This window comes from Micromonospora matsumotoense, assembly GCF_050951065.1.
In the GTDB taxonomy this organism is placed as follows: Bacteria; Actinomycetota; Actinomycetes; order Mycobacteriales; family Micromonosporaceae; genus Micromonospora; species Micromonospora matsumotoensis.
The window spans coordinates 451,645-468,827 of record NZ_CP192025.1 but is presented as its reverse complement, the minus strand read 5'-3'; the positions used below and the strand labels follow the sequence as shown (position 1 = coordinate 468,827).

The 17,183-nt window shown below is 72.6% G+C and carries 13 protein-coding genes and 2 pseudogenes; 6 read left to right on the top strand and 9 right to left on the bottom strand.

Annotated features, from left to right (window positions below; genetic code table 11):
- Positions 1 to 39: 39 nt before the first annotated feature.
- Positions 40 to 333, bottom strand: coding sequence for a WXG100 family type VII secretion target (locus tag ACQP1S_RS02300; protein ID WP_432902452.1), 294 nt, complete (start codon positions 331 to 333; stop codon positions 40 to 42).
- A 25-nt stretch (positions 334 to 358) separates the two neighbouring features.
- The gene (locus ACQP1S_RS02295; protein WP_091244456.1) at positions 359 to 676 is read right to left on the bottom strand and encodes a WXG100 family type VII secretion target; all 318 of its coding nucleotides are present in this window, start codon (positions 674 to 676) and stop codon (positions 359 to 361) included.
- Between the two features lie 242 nt (positions 677 to 918).
- Here ACQP1S_RS02295 and eccE point away from each other — a divergent pair.
- The 4 genes and pseudogenes from eccE to rarD all read left to right on the top strand — a co-directional run bounded on the left by eccE (position 919) and on the right by rarD (position 4,865).
- Positions 919 to 2,779, top strand: a pseudogene (eccE, locus tag ACQP1S_RS02290) (type VII secretion protein EccE).
- Between the two features lie 126 nt (positions 2,780 to 2,905).
- Entirely contained in the window at positions 2,906 to 3,292 is a 387-nt protein-coding gene (locus tag ACQP1S_RS02285) for a phage holin family protein (protein WP_357773369.1), read from the top strand.
- A gap of 162 nt (positions 3,293 to 3,454) precedes the next feature.
- A pseudogene (locus tag ACQP1S_RS02280) lies at positions 3,455 to 3,945 on the top strand (GNAT family N-acetyltransferase).
- Positions 3,942 to 4,865: an EamA family transporter RarD gene (gene rarD, locus ACQP1S_RS02275; RefSeq protein ID WP_432902449.1), complete on the top strand. Its 924-nt coding sequence runs from the start codon at positions 3,942 to 3,944 to the stop codon at positions 4,863 to 4,865. The pseudogene ACQP1S_RS02280 and the gene rarD overlap by 4 nt, the downstream one beginning before the upstream one ends.
- Positions 4,866 to 5,127: 262 nt before the next feature.
- On the opposite strand, the gene ACQP1S_RS02270 is transcribed toward rarD, so the two are convergent.
- Together ACQP1S_RS02270 and ACQP1S_RS02265 are read right to left on the bottom strand one after the other, a co-directional pair.
- Positions 5,128 to 5,829, bottom strand: coding sequence for an anti-sigma factor family protein (locus ACQP1S_RS02270; RefSeq protein ID WP_432902447.1), 702 nt, complete (start codon positions 5,827 to 5,829; stop codon positions 5,128 to 5,130).
- Positions 5,826 to 6,341, bottom strand: a complete 516-nt coding sequence (locus tag ACQP1S_RS02265) for a sigma-70 family RNA polymerase sigma factor (protein ID WP_176738963.1) — start codon at positions 6,339 to 6,341, stop codon at positions 5,826 to 5,828. Before ACQP1S_RS02265 ends, ACQP1S_RS02270 begins: the two co-directional genes overlap by 4 nt.
- 214 nt (positions 6,342 to 6,555) lie before the next feature.
- Here ACQP1S_RS02265 and ACQP1S_RS02260 point away from each other — a divergent pair, with 214 nt between their 5' ends.
- Positions 6,556 to 8,682 carry a PhoX family protein gene (locus ACQP1S_RS02260; protein ID WP_432902445.1) on the top strand — a complete coding sequence of 709 codons (2,127 nt, stop codon included), beginning with the start codon at positions 6,556 to 6,558 and terminating at the stop codon, positions 8,680 to 8,682.
- A gap of 88 nt (positions 8,683 to 8,770) precedes the next feature.
- On the opposite strand, the gene ACQP1S_RS02255 is transcribed toward ACQP1S_RS02260, so the two are convergent.
- Entirely contained in the window at positions 8,771 to 9,553 is a 783-nt protein-coding gene (locus ACQP1S_RS02255) for an IclR family transcriptional regulator (RefSeq protein ID WP_363669766.1), read from the bottom strand.
- Between the two features lie 158 nt (positions 9,554 to 9,711).
- Here ACQP1S_RS02255 and ACQP1S_RS02250 point away from each other — a divergent pair, with 158 nt between their 5' ends.
- The gene (locus ACQP1S_RS02250; RefSeq protein ID WP_432902443.1) at positions 9,712 to 10,923 is read left to right on the top strand and encodes an MFS transporter; all 1,212 of its coding nucleotides are present in this window, start codon (positions 9,712 to 9,714) and stop codon (positions 10,921 to 10,923) included.
- On the opposite strand, the gene ACQP1S_RS02245 is transcribed toward ACQP1S_RS02250, so the two are convergent.
- The 4 genes from ACQP1S_RS02245 to nuoL all read right to left on the bottom strand — a co-directional run bounded on the left by ACQP1S_RS02245 (position 10,899) and on the right by nuoL (position 17,179).
- Positions 10,899 to 11,981 (bottom strand): polyprenyl synthetase family protein, encoded by a 1,083-nt coding sequence (locus ACQP1S_RS02245; protein WP_432902441.1) that lies wholly within the window; start codon positions 11,979 to 11,981, stop codon positions 10,899 to 10,901. The genes ACQP1S_RS02250 and ACQP1S_RS02245 overlap by 25 nt on opposite strands.
- Before the next feature lie 92 nt (positions 11,982 to 12,073).
- A complete protein-coding gene (gene nuoN, locus ACQP1S_RS02240; protein WP_091244424.1) occupies positions 12,074 to 13,627 on the bottom strand; it encodes an NADH-quinone oxidoreductase subunit NuoN in 1,554 nt (517 codons plus the stop codon).
- Positions 13,624 to 15,156: an NADH-quinone oxidoreductase subunit M gene (locus ACQP1S_RS02235; protein WP_091244421.1), complete on the bottom strand. Its 1,533-nt coding sequence runs from the start codon at positions 15,154 to 15,156 to the stop codon at positions 13,624 to 13,626. Before ACQP1S_RS02235 ends, nuoN begins: the two co-directional genes overlap by 4 nt.
- A 64-nt stretch (positions 15,157 to 15,220) precedes the next feature.
- On the bottom strand, positions 15,221 to 17,179 hold the full coding sequence (gene nuoL / locus ACQP1S_RS02230; protein ID WP_432902439.1) for an NADH-quinone oxidoreductase subunit L: 1,959 nt from the start codon (positions 17,177 to 17,179) through the stop codon (positions 15,221 to 15,223).
- Between the last annotated feature and the right edge of the window lie 4 nt (positions 17,180 to 17,183).

Below are 17,183 nucleotides of genomic sequence, written 5' to 3'. Positions count from 1 at the left end.
ACCGGTGGATCGTCGAACGCTGCCGCCGGGGCGGACGGCTCACTGGAACAGGCCGACGTTCCGCTTCTCGGTGTTGAGGTAGTCGGAAGCGGAGTCGTCCACCGCGAGCTTGATGTCGCGCAGCATCGCCTGGAGGTCCTGTGAGGCGGAGCGCCATCGCGCCTGCCGCTGCTCGTACGCCTGCCGGGCCTCGCCGTCCCAGCCGGCGATCAGTGGGGCGGCGTCCCGTTCCAGCTGACCGAGCTGTGAGTCGAGGGTGTTCAACGCCTTCTGGATGTCCGCGCCGGCCTGGTGCAACGCGGCGAAGTTGACGACCAGCACACCGTGGTCCATCGGATGGTCCCTCCCCGGATCTGGTTCAGAGCGGCAGTTGGATGCCGCGACTGGTGCCGGCGACCCGGCTGGCGGCCTCGGTGTCCGAGGCGTCGTACTGCCGGCCGGCGGTGCGGATGGCCGTGGCGGTCTCCCGCAGGGCCCGCTGCAGCGCGGCCTGGTCCTTTCCCCACTGCTGCTTGACCTGCGCGAACGACCGCCCACCGGCGCCCCGCCAGGCCTGCTGCAACACCTCCAACTCGGTCATCAGGCCGGTCAGCATGGCCTGCAACGACTGGTCGACCTGCTCGAACTTCGCGGCGGTGCGCTGCATCACCGCAGCCTCTGCCTGGGTCTGGGCCATCCGGACGTCACCTCGTCTCGTCGGTCGGTGCCGACCCCACGCCGTCCATCGAGGACGGTGTCCACCGGCACCGGGCCTGGCGGGACATGGTCGGCGAAACTCGTCGCTGACGGTAGTCGCACGATCGCGGTTGTGCTACCCCGCACATCTCCCCTGTGGACAACCGCGCCACGGGCGGCCAACCAGGGTCCCCATCGGACCGACCGGGCCACTACCATGGGTCACGCCTCCGTCGCGTTCAGATCCGATCTGATCGAACCGGCGGCGAGAACGCGACGGAGGAGTGCGGTGACGGCGAGCACGACCGATCGTCCGGTCCGGCGTCAACCGCCGGGAGCCCACGGGGTCCCGACCCGGGCCCGCACCGGCTCCGCCGTACGCGCCGGCCAGGTGGTCGCCGCGCAGGTCGCGCTCGCGTTGCCGCTCGCCGCGTACGGGCACGGGCCGGGGCCGGCCGCGCTCGCCGCGGTCGGGGCGGTCGTCCTGGCCGGCCTCGCCTGGGGGCGCTGGCGCGGGCGGTGGCTCTTCGACTGGTGGGGCGCCCTCGCCGGCTACGTCACCCGACGACGCGGGCTGCCCGCCGAGGCCGCCCCGACGGCCCTGCTGGGCCTGGTGCTCCCCGGTGCGGTGCTGGGCCCGGTGGAGCTGGCCGACGGGACGGCGGGGGTGATCGACGACGCCACCGGGCTGACCGTCCTGCTCGACCTGGGTGACCCGGGTGACCTGCTCGGCGACCGGTCCCACCCGCTGCCGGCACCCGGCACGCTGCTGCCGCCGGCCGGGACGGCGCAACCACCCGTGCGGGTGCAGGTGCTGCTGCACGCCGTGCCCGCTCCGCCGGTGGAGGTGGCCGGTGGCGCGGCGGGCACGTCCTACCGGCAGTTGACCGAGGGGCGGCTCCCGGGACAGGAGCGGGCCCTGCTCGCGGTCCGGGTGCTGCGGGTGCCCGGCTGGTCCGACAGCGACCTGCGCCGGGCGCTGGCCGGCACGGTACGTCGGATCGTCCGCCGGATCGGGCCGGTGCCGGCCCGACCGCTCGGCGAGCACGCGGCGCTGCGGGTGCTGGGGGAACTCGCCCACCACGACGCGGGCCAGCCCGTGCGGGAGACCTGGTCGACGGTGCGCACCGGCAGCCTGCACCAGGCCGCCTTCCGGGTGGTCCGGTGGCCGGACGCCCGGGTCGATCCGGGCCGCCGGCTGGTGGCCCGGGTGCTGGCGCTGCCGGCGACCGCCACCAGCGTGTCACTCTGCGCCGGCCCGCAGGCCGGCGGCGACACCGCACCCCCACCGGCCGAGCTGACGGTACGGCTGGCCGCCTCGTCGCCGGCCGGGTTGGCACTCGCCGCCGAGGGGTTGTGCCGGCTCGCCGCCGATGCCGGCGGTGAGCTGCGCCGGCTCGACGGCGCACAACTGCCCGGCCTGACCGCCACGCTGCCGGTGGCGGTGCCCGTGCTGGCGAAGGCGACCGCGCCGGAGACGGAGCCACCGGAGCTGACCCTGGGCGGGGCCGGGCTGATGGTGGGGGCCAACCGGCACGGTGGCGCGGTGACCATCCGGCTGTTCCGCGCCGAGGGCACCCGGCTGGTGCTGGTCGGCGGACTGGCGGCGGCCCAACTGCTGGTGCTGCGGGCATTGGCGTTGGGCGCGGGGGTGCTGGTGCAGACCGGTCGACCGCGCGCCTGGGCGCCGTTCGTGCGGGGGATCGGCGGGCAGCAGGGCGGCGTCGTGGTGGTCCCGACCGGGCGGGCGGTGGGTGCGATCGGCTCGCCGCTGCGCCCACTGCTGGTGGTGGTCGACGCGGGTACGGTGGCCGGCGAGCCGCCGCCGGGGGCTGGTTGGGTGTCCACCCTGGTGGTTCGGGACGAGCTGACCCCGGCGGACGTCGACACCCTGGGCCGGGCCGACCTGGCGGTGCTGCAGCCCCTCGACCCGGCGGAGGCCGCCCTGGCGGGCACGGCGTTGGGGCTGGGTGGTTCGGCGCAGTGGTTGACCCGGATCCGGGACGACATGGTCGCGGTGGTCAACCGGCGGGCGCTGCGGTGGGCGCTGCTGTCGCCCACCCCGATCGAGTCACAGCTGGTCGGCCGGCCCGGCCGCCGCTGACCGGAGGCCACGGCCGCCGACCGACGGATCGGGCGGTCGAATCCGCCACCGGCACCGGCCGGCGGGCCCGGATCGGGAGGCCATGGTGGTTTCCCCAGGTGGACCATGCGTGGCACGATCCCGGCCATGGATTTTCTGAAGGGTCTTCTGATCCGGTTGGGCTCCACGGCGGTGGCCTTCTGGCTGGCGACACTGCTCATCCCGGGCATCACGCTCGACACCGGCTCAGCCGGCGAGGCGATCGTCACCCTGGTGCTGGTCTCGGTGATCTTCGGCGTGGTCAACGCGGTGCTCCAGCCGATCATCAAGACCGTCGGCTGCGGTTTCTACCTACTCACCCTCGGCCTGATCGCGCTGGTCGTCAACGGCCTGTTGTTCCTGCTCACCAGCTGGATCGCCGACCAGGCGGACCTGCCGTTCCATGTGGACGGGTTCTGGCCCGAGGCGGTGCTGGGCGCGCTCCTCGTCGGCATCGTGACCTGGATCCTGGGCGCCATCCTCGATCGCGACTGACCCGGCTCCCGGCCCCCGGCTCCCGGCTCCCGCCTGCGCGCCTGACGGCGGGGCGGGGCGGGGCTGGGGCTGGGGCTGGGGCCATCGTCCGGCCGACGGAATGCGGCCACCGGGCGGGAATTAGCTGGCGGGGCCGACCCCGGATGGGGCTAGCGTGGCCGGGTGTTCTCACTGACCCACCCCGACGGCTACCAGCTCAGCACCGACCCGGAACGGATCGACCGGGACCGGGTGCACCACTGGCTCTGCACCGACGCCTACTGGGCGCTCGGCCGCAGCCGGGCGACGACGGACCGGGCCTTCGCCGGGTCGATCCCGTACGGCGTCTACCGGCCGGAGGACGGCGCGCAGGTGGCGGTCGCCCGGGTGGTCACCGACCGGGCCACCTTCGGTTGGCTCTGCGACGTCTATGTCGCCCCCGAGGCGCGGGGGCGCGGGCTGGGCACCTGGCTGGTCGGCGCGGTCCGCGACCACCTCGCCGCGTTCGGCGTACGCCGGATCGCCCTGGCCACCCTCGACGCCCACGGGGTGTACGCGAAGCTGGGCTTCACACCGGCCCCACCGCAGCGGTGGATGGAGTGGGTGAGCGGCCGGTGACCCCGCTCACCGGCAAGGAGCCCGAGCGGGCCACACCCCTTACGGTGGGGACGTGACTCCGCTGCGGCTCGGCTATCTCTACGGCGTCGGCGCGTACCTGATCTGGGGCTTCTTCCCGATCTATCTGAAGCTGCTGCGCCCGGCGGGGCCGGTGGAGATCCTGGCCCACCGGATCATCTGGTCGGTGCTGTTCGTCGCGCTGCTGCTCGCCGCACTGCGCAACATCGGCTTCCTGCGCTCGCTGGCCCGCCGCCCCCGGACGCTGGCCGGGATCGGTGTCGCGGCGGCGCTGATCGCGGTGAACTGGGGCACCTACATCTACGGGGTGAACTCCGACCGGGTGGTGGAGACCGCGCTCGGCTACTTCATCAACCCGCTGGTGTCGGTGCTGCTCGGGGTGTTCGTGCTGCGGGAGCGGCTGCGCCCGGCGCAGTGGGTGGCGCTCGGGGTGGGCGCGGCGGCGGTCGCGGTGCTCACCGTCGACTACGGCCGGCTGCCCTACCTGGCGTTGGCCCTGGCGGTCAGCTTCGCCGGCTACGGATTGGCCAAGAAACGGCTCGGACTGCCGGCGGTGGAGGGGCTGTTCGTCGAGTCGGCGGTGCTGGCGCTGCCGGCCCTGGCCTACCTGGGCTGGCTGGCGAGTCGGGGCGGTTCGACGTTCGGGCAGGTCTCGGTGGGGCACACCGCGTTGCTGGTGTCGGCCGGGGCGGCGACCGCCATCCCGCTGCTGCTCTTCGCGGGCGCGGCCAACCGGTTGCCGCTGACCGCGCTCGGCATGCTCCAGTACGTGGCCCCGATCCTCCAGCTCGGCTGCGGCGTGCTGATCTTCCACGAGCCGATGCCCCCGGCCCGGCTGGCCGGCTTCACCCTGGTCTGGCTGGCCCTGCTGATCTTCACCCTGGACGCGTTGCGGCACGGCCGACGGAACCGGGTCGCCGCCCGCACCGACACCCCGCTCCCGGCCACCGCCCACTGAGCACGTCGCGGCGCAGCATCCGCCGACCGCCGCACCACCCCCAGCGACCGGGCACGGACCGCAGCACCCGCAGCGACCGGGTGCGGACCGCAGCACCCGCAGCGACCGGGTGCGGACCGCAGCACCAGCACACCCGGCCGGCCCACCACCGAAGCGCCGGTGACCGTCGACGGCGACCCGGTCCAGCGACCGGGCGCGGGCCGCACCTCCGGCGGCCCGGCCGGACCGGCCCACACAGGGGTGCCGGCCGGCGGGCCCGGGATCAGCGGACGTCGTAGCTGAGGACGAGGGTCCCGTCGGCGCGCAGGAGTTCGAGGCGGACCAGGTCGGCGTCGGTGAACCGGGTCGCGCCGCGCAGGTTCACGTCGTCACCGGGGGCGGCCAGCCAGGAGGCGATCTGCTCCGTCACGTCGTCCGGGCCGCGCGCCACCAGCCGGAACGTGTTCGCCTTGCCGTAGCCCGCCGTCGCGTCGTACCCGCAGTGCATGGTGACCTCGGTGCCCCACTTGGTGCCGTTCAGGCCGATCTCCGCGTGCAACGCCGGGGTCTTCGCCGACACCGGTGCCATGGACACCATCCGCACCGCCTGGGTGCTCGGCGCGGGCGGGCCGGCCGGGCGCAGGGCGAAGGCCCCGCCGATGCCCAGCACCAGGGCGAACGCGGCGGCGACGAGCGCGGTCACGGCGTACCGTCGGCGGTTGCGGGTCCGCTCGCGACGGCGGCGGTCCCGGGCGGTGGCGATCAGGTCGGGCATCCGGCTGATCTCCGGCGGCGGCGGGAGGAACTCCTCCAGCGTGGTCGGGTCGAGCCGGCCCAGCAGGCCCGGCAGCACGGCGACCTCGGCCACCGCCTCCCGGCACGGCGCGCAGCCGGACAGGTGCCGTTCGTAGGCGGCCCGGTCGGCGGGAGCGAGCGCACCCAGCACGTACGCGCCGTCGTCGTGTGCGAACTCGCAGCGGGTCATCCGGTCACCCCCATCTCGGCCAGGGCCAGCCGCAGTGAACGCAGCGCGTAGTGGGTACGGGACTTGACCGTCCCCGCCGGCACCCCCAGCCGGGCCGCCGCCTCGGCCACCGATCGGCCCTGGTAGAAGCACTCCACCAGCACCTCCCGGTGGGTGGGGCTGAGTCGGCTCAGCGCCTCGGCGATGGTCCATGCCTCCACCGCGCGCTCCGCCTCGTCGATCGTCTCCGGCGGCTCGGGCAGGTCGTCGGTGAACACCTCGCCGACCCGGGTCGACCGCCGCCGCCAGGCGTCGATCGCCAGGTTCCGGGCGGTCGTGAAGAGCCATGCGCGGACCGAGCCGCGTCGTGGATCCAGCGACTCCGGGTGACGCCAGGCCCGCAGCAGGGTCTCCTGCACCAGGTCCTCGGCCCGGGTGCGGTCCCCGTTGACCAACCGCAACGCGTGCGTGTAGAGCGCCTCGGCATGCTCGTCGTGCAGCGCGCGCAGCAGTTGGGCGTCGTGGTCGCTGATGGTGATCCCTCGCTTCCCGCGCGACGAGTCCGGCGGATGTGTCCGCCCGTTACTACGCGCCGTGACGCTGATCGGTTCACCGGCCACTGCTGTTCACATCCGGTTCACACCGCGTCCGGTGGCCGCTCACCCCGTCCTGGCAGCGTCCGCCCGGTACGCACGTCGAGCAGGTGAAAACGGCGTGCCACCGACCTGTTTCCAGGAGGCTCCTTCCATGAGCGACCGTCCTCGGCTGCTCCCGCTGCTCGGTGCCACCCGGCACGGCAGCCGCGATGCGATGACCTGTCTGTACCGCTGCGGCAACGCCTGCGACCACCCGGTGCCCAACACCTCCGACAACACCTACTTCGGTGACCTGGTCGAGGGCGAGGTGTCCCGCCGGGGCGTGGTCCGGGCGGGTGCCGTGGGCGCCCTGGTGCTCGGCTTCGGCAGCACCGCCGTCGGCGCGCTGGCCGGGGCCGCCCCCGCCGCCGCCGCGCCGGCCGCCCCCGTGGTGCCGGAGGTCGGCAACCCGACCGCACCGCAGCGCGGTGTCGGCAGCGGAGCGCTGACCTTCAAGCCGATCCCGCCGAACCAGCTCGACACGCTGGTCGTCCCCAACGGGTACGACCACCACGTGGTCATCCGCTGGGGCGACCCGGTGCTGCCCGGTGCGCCCCGCTTCGACCTGCGCGGGCAGACCGCCGCCGCCCAGGCCAAGCAGTTCGGTTACAACAACGACTTCGTCGGGGTGCTGCCGCTGGACCGGCGGGGCAAGCGGGCGCTGCTCGTGGTCAACCACGAGTACACCAACGAGGACCTGATGTTCCCCGGCTTCACCGGCCTGGACAACCTCACCGTCGAGCAGGTGCGCACCGCGATGGCCGCGCACGGCATGTCCGTGGTGGAGCTGGAGCGGGTGGACGGCACCGGGCAGTGGCGGCCGGTGGGCCAGGGCCGGCGGCCGTACAACCGGCGGGTCACCGCGCTGGGCACGAAGTTCGAGCTGACCGGCCCGGCGGCCGGCTCGGCCTGGCTGCGCACCGCCGCCGACCCGAAGGGCCGCACGGTGGTCGGCACGCTGAACAACTGCGCGGGTGGGGTCACCCCGTGGGGGACGGTGCTCTCCGGCGAGGAGAACTTCAACCAGTACTTCGTCGGCGCCGACGCCGCGCCCGCCGAGCTGAAGCCGAGGTTCGACCGGTACGGCATCACCACCGCCGCCCGTTACCCGAGCGGCAGCCGCAAGTGGGAGCGGGCCGACGAGCGGTTCGACCTGGCGAAGCACCCGAACGAGGCGCACCGGTTCGGGTGGATCGTGGAAATCGACCCGTTCGACCCGGAGAGTCGACCGCGCAAGCACACCGCGCTGGGCCGGTTCAAGCACGAGGGCGCCAACGTGATCGTGGCCCGGGACAAGCGGGTCGTCGCGTACATGGGTGACGACGAGCGCTTCGACTACCTCTACAAGTTCGTCTCGGACAAGAAGTTCATGCCGGGCGACTCCTGGGTGGCCCGCAAGAACAACCTGACCCTGCTGGAGTCGGGCACCCTCTACGTGGCGCAGTTCGCCCAGACCAGCGCCGCCGAGATCGACGGCTCGGGCAAGCTGCCCGCCGACGGCGCGTTCAACGGCACCGGCCGGTGGATCAAGCTGGTCAGCGGCAACCGCTCGTACGTCGACGGGATGACCGCCGCGGACGTGCTCACCTTCACCCGGCTCGCCGGGGACAAGGTCGGCGCGACCAAGATGGACCGCCCGGAGGACGTCGAGCCGAGCCTGCTCACCGGCAAGGTGTACGTGGCGCTGACCAACAACTCCGACCGGGGCAAGGCCGGCAAGCCGGCGGCCGACGAGATCAACCCGCGCAACCTCAACAAGCACGGGCAGATCCTGGAGCTGGTCGAGGACCGGGGTGACAACACGGCGGAGTCGTTCTCCTGGTCGCTGCCGATCGTCGCCGGTGACCCGGCCGACCCGTCGACCTACTTCGCCGGGTACGACAAGACCAAGGTGTCGCCGATCTCCTGCCCGGACAACGTCGCCTTCGACGCCACCGGCAACCTCTGGATCTCGACCGACGGCAACGCGCTGGGCAGCAACGACGGCCTCTTCGCCACCGCCGTCGAGGGGCCGGAGCGGGGGCACCTCAAGCAGTTCCTCACCGTGCCGCTGGGCGCGGAGACCTGCGGGCCGTTCATCACCGGCGACAACCGGTCGGTGTTCGTGGCCGTGCAGCACCCCGGCGAGATCACCGGCGCGTCGGTGGAGAAGCCGGCGTCGACCTGGCCGGACGGCGACTACGCCAAGCCGGGCGTGGTGGTCACCTGGCGGCTCGACGGCGGCCCGATCGGCAGCTGACGCGTCTCCCCGGGTCGGTCCGCCGCCGGACCGACCACGAGGGCCCTCTCCCGCTTCGGTCCGGGAGGGGGCCTTCGCCCGTGGCGGGTCAGACGTCGGCGGCGATGCCGTCGGCGACGGCACGGGCGGCGGTGAGCAGCTTGGCCCGTACCACCCGGGCCGAGGTCATCATCTCGCTGGCCGGCAGCGCGCAGGCCAGCACCACCCGCCGTTCCATGTCCTTGTCCGGGGTGACCAGGACGGCGGCGCAGGCCACCCCCTGCCGGAACTGCCCCAGCTCCAACTGCATGCCCCGCCGGTCACCGGCGGCCAGGTCCGCCTCGAACGCCTCGGGGCTGGTGAGGGTGGCGGTGGTGAACGGGCGCATGCCGTACTCGCGCAGGTAGCGGAAGCGCTGCTCGGAGGTGAGGGTGGCCAGCAGCGCCTTGCCCAGGGCCGTCGCGTGCGCACCCTCGTCGAAGCCGGGGACCATGTCCTCCAGGTACGGCGAGCGGGCCCCCTCGGCGACGGCGGTGACCGCCACCTGGCCGCCGACGAACCGGCCCAGGTAGTGGCTCCATCCGGTGTCGACGGCGGCCCGCCGCAGCGACTCCCCCACGGCGGCCGGCCCCCGGAACGCGGTGACCAGTTCGCGGTACCGGGCGGCGATCTCCAGGCCGACGATGTAGGTGCCGTCCTCTCGACGGATCACGTAACCCTCGTAGGCCAGGGTGCGGACCAGGTGGTAAGTGGTGGCGACGGTCAGCTCGCACCGCCGGGCGATCTGCTTGACGGTCAGCCCCTTGGGGGCACGACCGACCGACTCGAGCACGCGTAGCGCGCGGGAAACGCTCCGGATCAGGTCCGAAGGTTCCGCCAGGGGGTCACGCACAACCACCTCCGCAGCCGGGGACTTACACCATATGAAAAATCGGGCCAGGACGGAACGCCCGTTCGGGTGGAGGACGCCAGACCAGGCGGTATGCGGCGGGTCCCCGGGCGACACGCCGGGGCTTGTCAGGAAGTCGACTCGCGTAGGTTGAGCCCACGATGACCGACACCGTGCTCAGCCCCTCGCCGAGCCGGCCGACCGTACGCCCCCTGCGGGCCGGCGCCGGAGCGGTCGCGACCACCATCGCCAGCGTCCTGCCGGTCTTCCTGGTCGGCGGGCTCGCCGTGCAGATGGGGGACGACCTGGGCTTTTCCCCCGCCGGGCTGGGACTGGCCGTGTCGGTCTACTTCGGCGTCAGCGCGCTCGCCTCGATGCCGTCCGGCCGGCTGGTGGAACGGGTCGGCCCGGCCGTGGTGGCCCGGGTCGCCATCGCACTCGCCGCCGGCTGCCTGCTCGCCATCGCCGGGCTGGCCCGCTCGTACCCCGTGCTGGTCGGTCTGCTCGCGCTGAGCGCCACCGCCAACGCGTTGGGCCAACTGGCCAGCAACGCGGCGCTGGCCCGGCACGTGCCCGCCCGACGGCAGGGCCTGTCGTTCGGGGTGAAACAGGCCGCCATCCCCGCCTCCACGCTGCTGGCCGGGGCGGCGGTGCCGGCGATCGCCCTCACCGCCGGGTGGCGCTGGGCGTTCGTGGCCGCGGCCGGTGCCGCGCTGGCCGCGCTACCGGCCGTACCACCGCAGGCGGCCGGACCGGCGCGGGAGCGCGCGGCGCAGCGCGGTGGCGGGGCCACCACGGCGCTGGTGGTGGTCGGGGCGGCGGCCACCCTCGCGGCGGGGGCCGCCAATGCGCTGGGCACCTTCGTGGTGGACTCGTCGGTGCACCGGGGGCTCACCCCCGGCCCGGCCGGGCTGGTGCTCACCCTGGGCGGCGCGGTCTGCGTGGCCGCCCGGATCGGCGTCGGCTGGCTGGCCGACCGGCGGGACACCGGCCACGTCGCGCTGATCGCCGCGATGCTGGTGGTCGGGGCCGTCGGGCTGGGACTGCTGGCCGTGGCCGGCCCGGTGCCGCTGACCGTGGGGGTGGTGCTCGGCTTCGGGCTGGGCTGGGCCTGGCCCGGCCTGATGAACTTCGCGGTGGTCCGGCTGCACCCGCAGGCCCCGGCCGCCGCCACCTCGATCACCCAGACCGGCGTGTACGCCGGCGGCTGTCTCGGCCCGCTCACGCTCGGCGCGCTCGCCGGTGCCCGTGGCTACCCGGCGATGTGGCTGGCCGCCGCAGTCGCCATGGTCCTCGCCGCCGTCCTCATGCTCACCGGCAGCAGACTGCTCCGGCGGGCGGCGCGGGATCAGCTGGTGCGGTCGGCGATGTAGTCGCAGAGGGATTCGAGCGCCCGGCGGGCCGGGATCTGCGGGAGCGGGGCCAACTGCGCACGGGCGTCCTCGGCATAGCTGCGGACGGTCTCCCGGGCCCGCTTGAGCGCGGGGGACTCCCGCAGCAGGCCGAGCGCCTCGGCGTGCAGCGCGTCGTCGACGAGCGGGCCGGTGGCCAGGATCTCCCGCAGCCGCACCGAGGCCACGTCGGAGTCGTCGCCGGCCAGCGCGTAGAGCACCGGCAGGGTCGGTACCCCCTCCCGCAGGTCGGTGCCGGGTGTCTTGCCCGACTGGGTCGACTCGGAGGCGATGTCGAGCAGGTCGTCGGAGAGCTGGAAGGCCACCCCGATGGTCTCCCCGTAGCCGGCGAGGGCGTCGGTGTGCGCCTCGGACGCCCCACCGAACATCCCGCCGAAGCGGGCCGAGGTGGCGATCAGCGACCCCGTCTTGTCGGCGATCACCCGCAGGTAGTGGTCGACCGGGTCCTCCGCGCGGGGACCGACGGTCTCGGCGATCTGGCCGTGCACCAGCCGGGCGAACGTGCGGGCCTGGAGACGGACCGCCGCCGGGCCCAGGTCGGCGGCGATGTCGGCGGCCCGCGCGAAGAGATAGTCGCCGACCAGGATGGCCACCGAGTTGGTCCAGCGGGAGTTGGCGCTCGGCGCGCCCCGCCGCACGGCCGCCTCGTCCATCACGTCGTCGTGGTAGAGGGTGGCCAGGTGGGTGAGCTCCATCACCACGGCGGCCGGCACCACCTGGGTGCCCGCCGGGTCACCGAACTGCGCGCCCAGGGCCACCAGCAGCGGACGGAACCGCTTGCCGCCCGCCTCGACCAGGTGCCGGGCGGCCTCGGTGACGAGCGGGTCGGCGCTGGCCACGCTGGCCCGCAGCTCGACCTCGACGTCGTCCAGCAGGCCCAGCACGGACGCCTCGACCCGCGGATCGGCCAGGTGCACGCCGAGCGCGCCGATCTGACCCGTGCCCGCCCGGCCCCGACGACCGCCGGAGCCGACGCCGCCTGAACGCTCCCCCGCCGGAATCACCACACCATCAACCATGCCACACCCGTTCGACCTGCTCGGGACGGGGGATACGGCCGTGGGGCCGGCGCGCCCCAGCGCGCCGGCCCCACGATCCGGGAAAACGAAAATCACCTGACGAATGCTGCGGCATCCGTCGCCAGGTCGAGCAGGGGTGCCGGCACCACACCGAGGATCAGCGTGGCGGCCACCCCGATCATCAGCGCGGTGGCGGTCAGCCCACCCGGCACCGCGACGGTCGGGGTGGACTCACCCGGCTCGGAGAGCCACATCATCACCACGACCCGCAGGTACGGGAAGGCCAGCACCATGCTGGTCAGCACACCGGCCACCACCAGCCAGGCGTGCCCGCTCTCCAGCGCCGGGCCGAAGACCGCGAACTTGCTCATGAAGCCGCTGGTCAACGGGATGCCGGCGAAGGCCAGCAGGATGAAGGTGAAGACCCCGGCGTAGAACGGCGAGCGGCGGCCCAGCCCGGCCCAGCGGGACAGGTGGGTGGCCTCCCCGTCGGCGTCCCGGACCAGGGTCACCACGGCGAACGCGGCGAGCACCGAGAAGCCGTACGCGGCCAGGTAGAACATCGTGCCGGAGACGCCCGCCCCGGTCGGGGCGAGCACCCCGACCAGGAGGTAACCGGCGTTGGCGATCGACGAGTACGCCAGCAGCCGCTTGATGTCGGTCTGGGTGACCGCCAGCACCGCGCCGACCAGCATGGTGAGCACCGCCACCACCCCGAGGACCGGGGTGAAGTCCCAGGCGGCCCGGTCGAACGCCACGTGGAAGACCCGCAGCAGCGCACCGAACGCGGCCACCTTCGTGCAGGCCGCCATGAAGCCGGTGACCGGGGTCGGCGCGCCCTGGTAGACGTCCGGGGTCCAGACGTGGAACGGGGCGGCGGCGGCCTTGAACAGCAGGCCGATGGCGATCAGCGCCATCCCGGCGTAGAGCAGGACGTCGCTGGCCGGGGACTCGCTCACCGCGGCGTGCACGGTGGCGAAGTCGACCCCGGCGGACCGGCCCGGGATGCCGGCGGTGAAGCCGTACACCAGGGCCACGCCGAACAGGAAGAACGCCGAGGCGTACGCGCCGAGCAGGAAGTACTTCATCGCCGCTTCCTGGCTGAGCAACCGCCGGCGACGGGCCAGCGCGCAGAGCAGGTAGAGCGGCAGGGAGAAGACCTCCAGCGCGATGAACATGGTCAGCAGGTCGTTCGCCGCCACGAAGATCAGCATGCCGCCGATCGCGAAGCTGGTCAGCGGGTAGACCTCGGTGGCCCCGTTGCGCCCCTCGGCCTGCTGCCGGTCGTCGGCCGACTCGGCGGTCACCGCCGCCTGGGCGACGAACGCGCCGCCGCGCTCCACCGACCGCTCGCCGATCAGCAACAACGACATGGCGGCGAGCACCAGGATGGTGCCCTGCAGGAACAGGGTGGGACCGTCCACGGCCAGCGCCCCGCCCGCCGTGACCAGCCGGGCGTCGGCGTTGAGCACCACCATCACCAGGGCGGCGAGCACCGCCAGCAGAGACAGCGTCAGCTGCACCAGGTGCCGGCGGCGGCGCGGCACGAACGCCTCCACCAGGACGCCCAGCAGGGCCACCCCCAGCATGATCAGGATCGGGGCGATCGCCGGGTAGTCGATCGACGGCAACTTGAGTTCGGTCACTTTGCAGCCTCCTGGACGCTGCCGACCTCAGGGGCGGGATCGGTCTTGCCGACGTCCTGCATGGTCGCCTGGACGGCGGGGTTGATCACATCGGTGACCGGCTTGGGATAGAAGCCGAGCAGCAAGATCAGGGCGATCAGCGGGGCGACCACGGCCTTCTCGCGCAGGGTGAGGTCGCGGTGCATCGCCTTGACCTCGGTCAACTCCGGGTTGAGCGTGCCCTGGGTGGTGCGTTGCACCATCCACAGCACGTACGCGGCGGCCAGGATGATGCCCAGGGTGGCGATCACCGCGACCGGCTTGTTCACCGTGAAGGTGCCGATCAGCACCAGGAACTCGGAGACGAACGGCGCGGTGCCGGGCAGCGCCAGCGAGGCCAGACCGGCGAAGAAGAGCACCCCGGCCAGCAGCGGCACCAGCTTGCCCGCCCCGCCGAAGTCGGAGATCAGCGACGAGCCCCGACGGGCGATGAGCATCCCGACGACCAGGAAGAGCAGGCCGGTGGCGAGCCCGTGGTTGAGCATGTAGAGGACCGCGCCGGTGCCCGCCTGGGTGGTGAAGGCGAAGATGCCGACCCCGATGAACCCGAAGTGCGCGATCGAGGTGTAGGACACCAGCCGCTTCAGGTCGGACTGGCCGACGGCGAGCAATGCGGCGTAGAGGATGCCGATCAGCCCCAGCGCCAGCGCCCACGGCGCGAACCACTTCGACGCCTCGGGGAACAGCGGCAGGCAGTAGCGCAGGATGCCGAAGGTGCCGACCTTGTCCAGCACCCCGACCAGCAGCGCGGCGGCACCCGCCGGGGCGGCCCGACCGGCGTCCGGCAGCCAGGTGTGGAACGGGAAGAACGGCGCCTTGATCGCGAAGGCGAGGAAGAAGCCGAGGAACAGCCACCGCTCGGTGCCGGTGGAGATGTCCACCTGGGTCAGCGTCTGCCAGTCGAAGGTCTTTCCGCCGACCACCCACAGGCCGATCACCGCGGCCAGCATGAACAGGCCGCCGACCAGCGAGTAGAGGAAGAACTTCACCGCCGCGTACTGCCGCTGGTGGCCGCCGTAGCTGCCGATCAGGAAGTACATCGGCACCAGCATGACCTCGAAGAACACATAGAACAGGAAGACGTCGGCGGCGGCGAAGACGCCGATCATCGTGGATTCGAGGACGAGCAGCAGGGCGAAGTAGGCCGGCACCGACCGCTTCGACGCGTCGGCGTCGTGCCAGGAGGCCAGGATCACCAACGGCACCAGCACCGCGATCAGCATCAGCATGACCAGCGCGATGCCGTCGACGGCGAAGGTGAAGTTGACGTCCCAGGTGGGGATCCACGGGTACGACTCGCGGAACTGGAGCCGGTCGCCGTCGGCCTGGAACGCGACCCACATCACCACCGACAGCGCCAGCACCAGCAGCGACCAGCCGAACGCCACCTGCTTGGCCAGGTCGGGCCGGCGACGCGGCAGGAAGGCCACGACCAGGGCACCGACCAGCGGTGCCACGGTCAGCACCGAGAGGAACGGGAAGTTGGACATTATGCGGCCTTACCTCCGTCGTGGATGCGGGGTCCGCCGGCGGGGGCGGTCGCCTTGAGGTCGATCACGCCAGCCACCCCGCCTGCACCGCCAGGAACGCCGCCACCACGAGCAGCGCGCCGGTCAGGATCGAGGTCGCGTACGACCGGACGAAGCCGGTCTGCCAGCGCCGGAGCCGACCCGAACCGCCCCCGACCCCGGCGGCCAGGCCGTTGACCAGCCCGTCGATGCCCCGGTTGTCCAGGTAGACCAGCGCCCGGGTGAGGAAGATGCCCGGCTTCTCGAAGACCACCTCGTTGAAGGCGTCCGTGTAGAGGTTGCGCCGGGCGGCGGTGACCAGCACCCCGGCCGGCTGCGGCGCGGTAGCCGTGCCGTTGCGGAACAGCGCCCAAGCCAGCCCGGCACCGAGCACCGTCACCACCAGCGACAGTGCGGTGAGCAGCCAGTGCGGCAGCACGGCGGCGTGCTCGGCGTGCTCGCCGCCCAGCCCGGCGGTGGCGGTGAGCCAGTCCGGTACGGAGGTGGCGAGCAGGAAGCCGGCACCGACCGAGCCGACCGCCAGCAGGATCAGCGGGATGGTCATCAGCTTCGGCGACTCGTGCGGGTGCTCGATGTCCTCGGTCCACCGCTTCGGGCCGTGGAAGGTGAGGACGAACAGCCGGGTCATGTAGAAGGCGGTCAGCCCGGCACCGAGCAGCGCCGCCCCGCCGAACAGCCAGGCCGTCCAGCCCTCCCGCTCGAACGCGGCCACGATGATCGGCTCCTTGGAGAAGAAGCCGGAGAACGGGAACATGCCGATGATGGCGAGCCAACCCATCATGAAGGTGATCCAGGTGACCTTCATGTACTTCGACAGCCCGCCGAAGCGGCGGATGTCCACCTGGTCGTTCATGCCGTGCATGACCGAGCCGGCACCGAGGAACATGTTGGCCTTGAAGAAGCCGTGCGCCAGCAGGTGCACGATGGCCAGCGCGTATGCCGCGCCGCCGAGGCCGACACCGAGGAACATGTAGCCGATCTGGCTGACGGTCGACCAGGCCAGCACCCGCTTGATGTCGTCCTTGGCCGCGCCGATGATGCAGCCCATCAGCAGGGTCAGCGCGCCGACGCTGACCACCACGAGTTGCAGGGTCTCGTTGGCCGAGAAGATCGGGTTGGACCGGGCGATCAGGTAGACGCCCGCGGTGACCATGGTGGCGGCGTGGATGAGCGCCGACACCGGGGTCGGGCCCTCCATCGCGTCCGGCAGCCACGCCTGGAGCGGGAACTGACCGGACTTGCCGGCCGCCCCGAGCAGCAGCAGCAGGCCCAGCACCAGCACCGTGCCGCTGGCCAGCCCGCCGATGCCGGTGAAGACCTCGTCGTACTGGGTGGTGCCGAGGGTGGCGAACAGGATGAAGATGCCGATCGCCAGGCCGGCGTCGCCGACCCGGTTCATCAGGAACGCCTTCTTGCCGGCGGTGGCCGCGCTCGGCCGCCCGTACCAGAAGGAGATCAGCAGGTACGACGCCAGGCCGACGCCCTCCCAGCCGAAGTAGAGCATCACGTAGTTGTTGCCGAGCACCAGCAGCAGCATCGCGGCGACGAAGAGGTTGAAGTACGCGAAGAACCGTCGCCGGCCCTCGTCGTGCGCCATGTACTCGACCGCGTAGAGGTGGATCAGGAAGCCCACCCCGGTGATCAGCAGGACGAAGACCGCGGCCAACGGGTCGAAGAGCAGACCGAAGTCCACCCTCAGGTTGCCGACGGTGATGAAGTCCCAGAGGCTCAGCTCGACGGACTTGTTCTCCAGCCCGCGCAGCTGGAAGAACGAGGTGAGCCCCAGCACGAACGCGGCACCGATCGCGGCCACGCCCAGCCAGTGCCCCCAGCGGTCGGCCCGCCGGCCGAGCAGCAGCAGGATCGCCGCGCTGACCAGCGGGATCGCCACCAGCAGCCAGACGCTGCTCAGCAGGCCGTCCGCCGCCGCGTAGGTGACGGCACCCGCCGGCTCTGCCTGGGCGTACGTCAGAATCTCATCCACCGCA

Coding starts and splice junctions, on each gene's coding strand:
- ACQP1S_RS02300 (WP_432902452.1), bottom strand. CDS start 333: ATGGACCACGGTGTGCTGGTCGTCAACTTCGCCGCGTTGCACCAGGCC.
- ACQP1S_RS02295 (WP_091244456.1), bottom strand. CDS start 676: ATGGCCCAGACCCAGGCAGAGGCTGCGGTGATGCAGCGCACCGCCGCG.
- ACQP1S_RS02285 (WP_357773369.1), top strand. CDS start 2,906: ATGGATTTTCTGAAGGGTCTTCTGATCCGGTTGGGCTCCACGGCGGTG.
- ACQP1S_RS02270 (WP_432902447.1), bottom strand. CDS start 5,829: ATGACCCGCTGCGAGTTCGCACACGACGACGGCGCGTACGTGCTGGGT.
- ACQP1S_RS02260 (WP_432902445.1), top strand. CDS start 6,556: ATGAGCGACCGTCCTCGGCTGCTCCCGCTGCTCGGTGCCACCCGGCAC.
- ACQP1S_RS02250 (WP_432902443.1), top strand. CDS start 9,712: ATGACCGACACCGTGCTCAGCCCCTCGCCGAGCCGGCCGACCGTACGC.
- ACQP1S_RS02245 (WP_432902441.1), bottom strand. CDS start 11,981: ATGGTTGATGGTGTGGTGATTCCGGCGGGGGAGCGTTCAGGCGGCGTC.
- ACQP1S_RS02235 (WP_091244421.1), bottom strand. CDS start 15,156: ATGTCCAACTTCCCGTTCCTCTCGGTGCTGACCGTGGCACCGCTGGTC.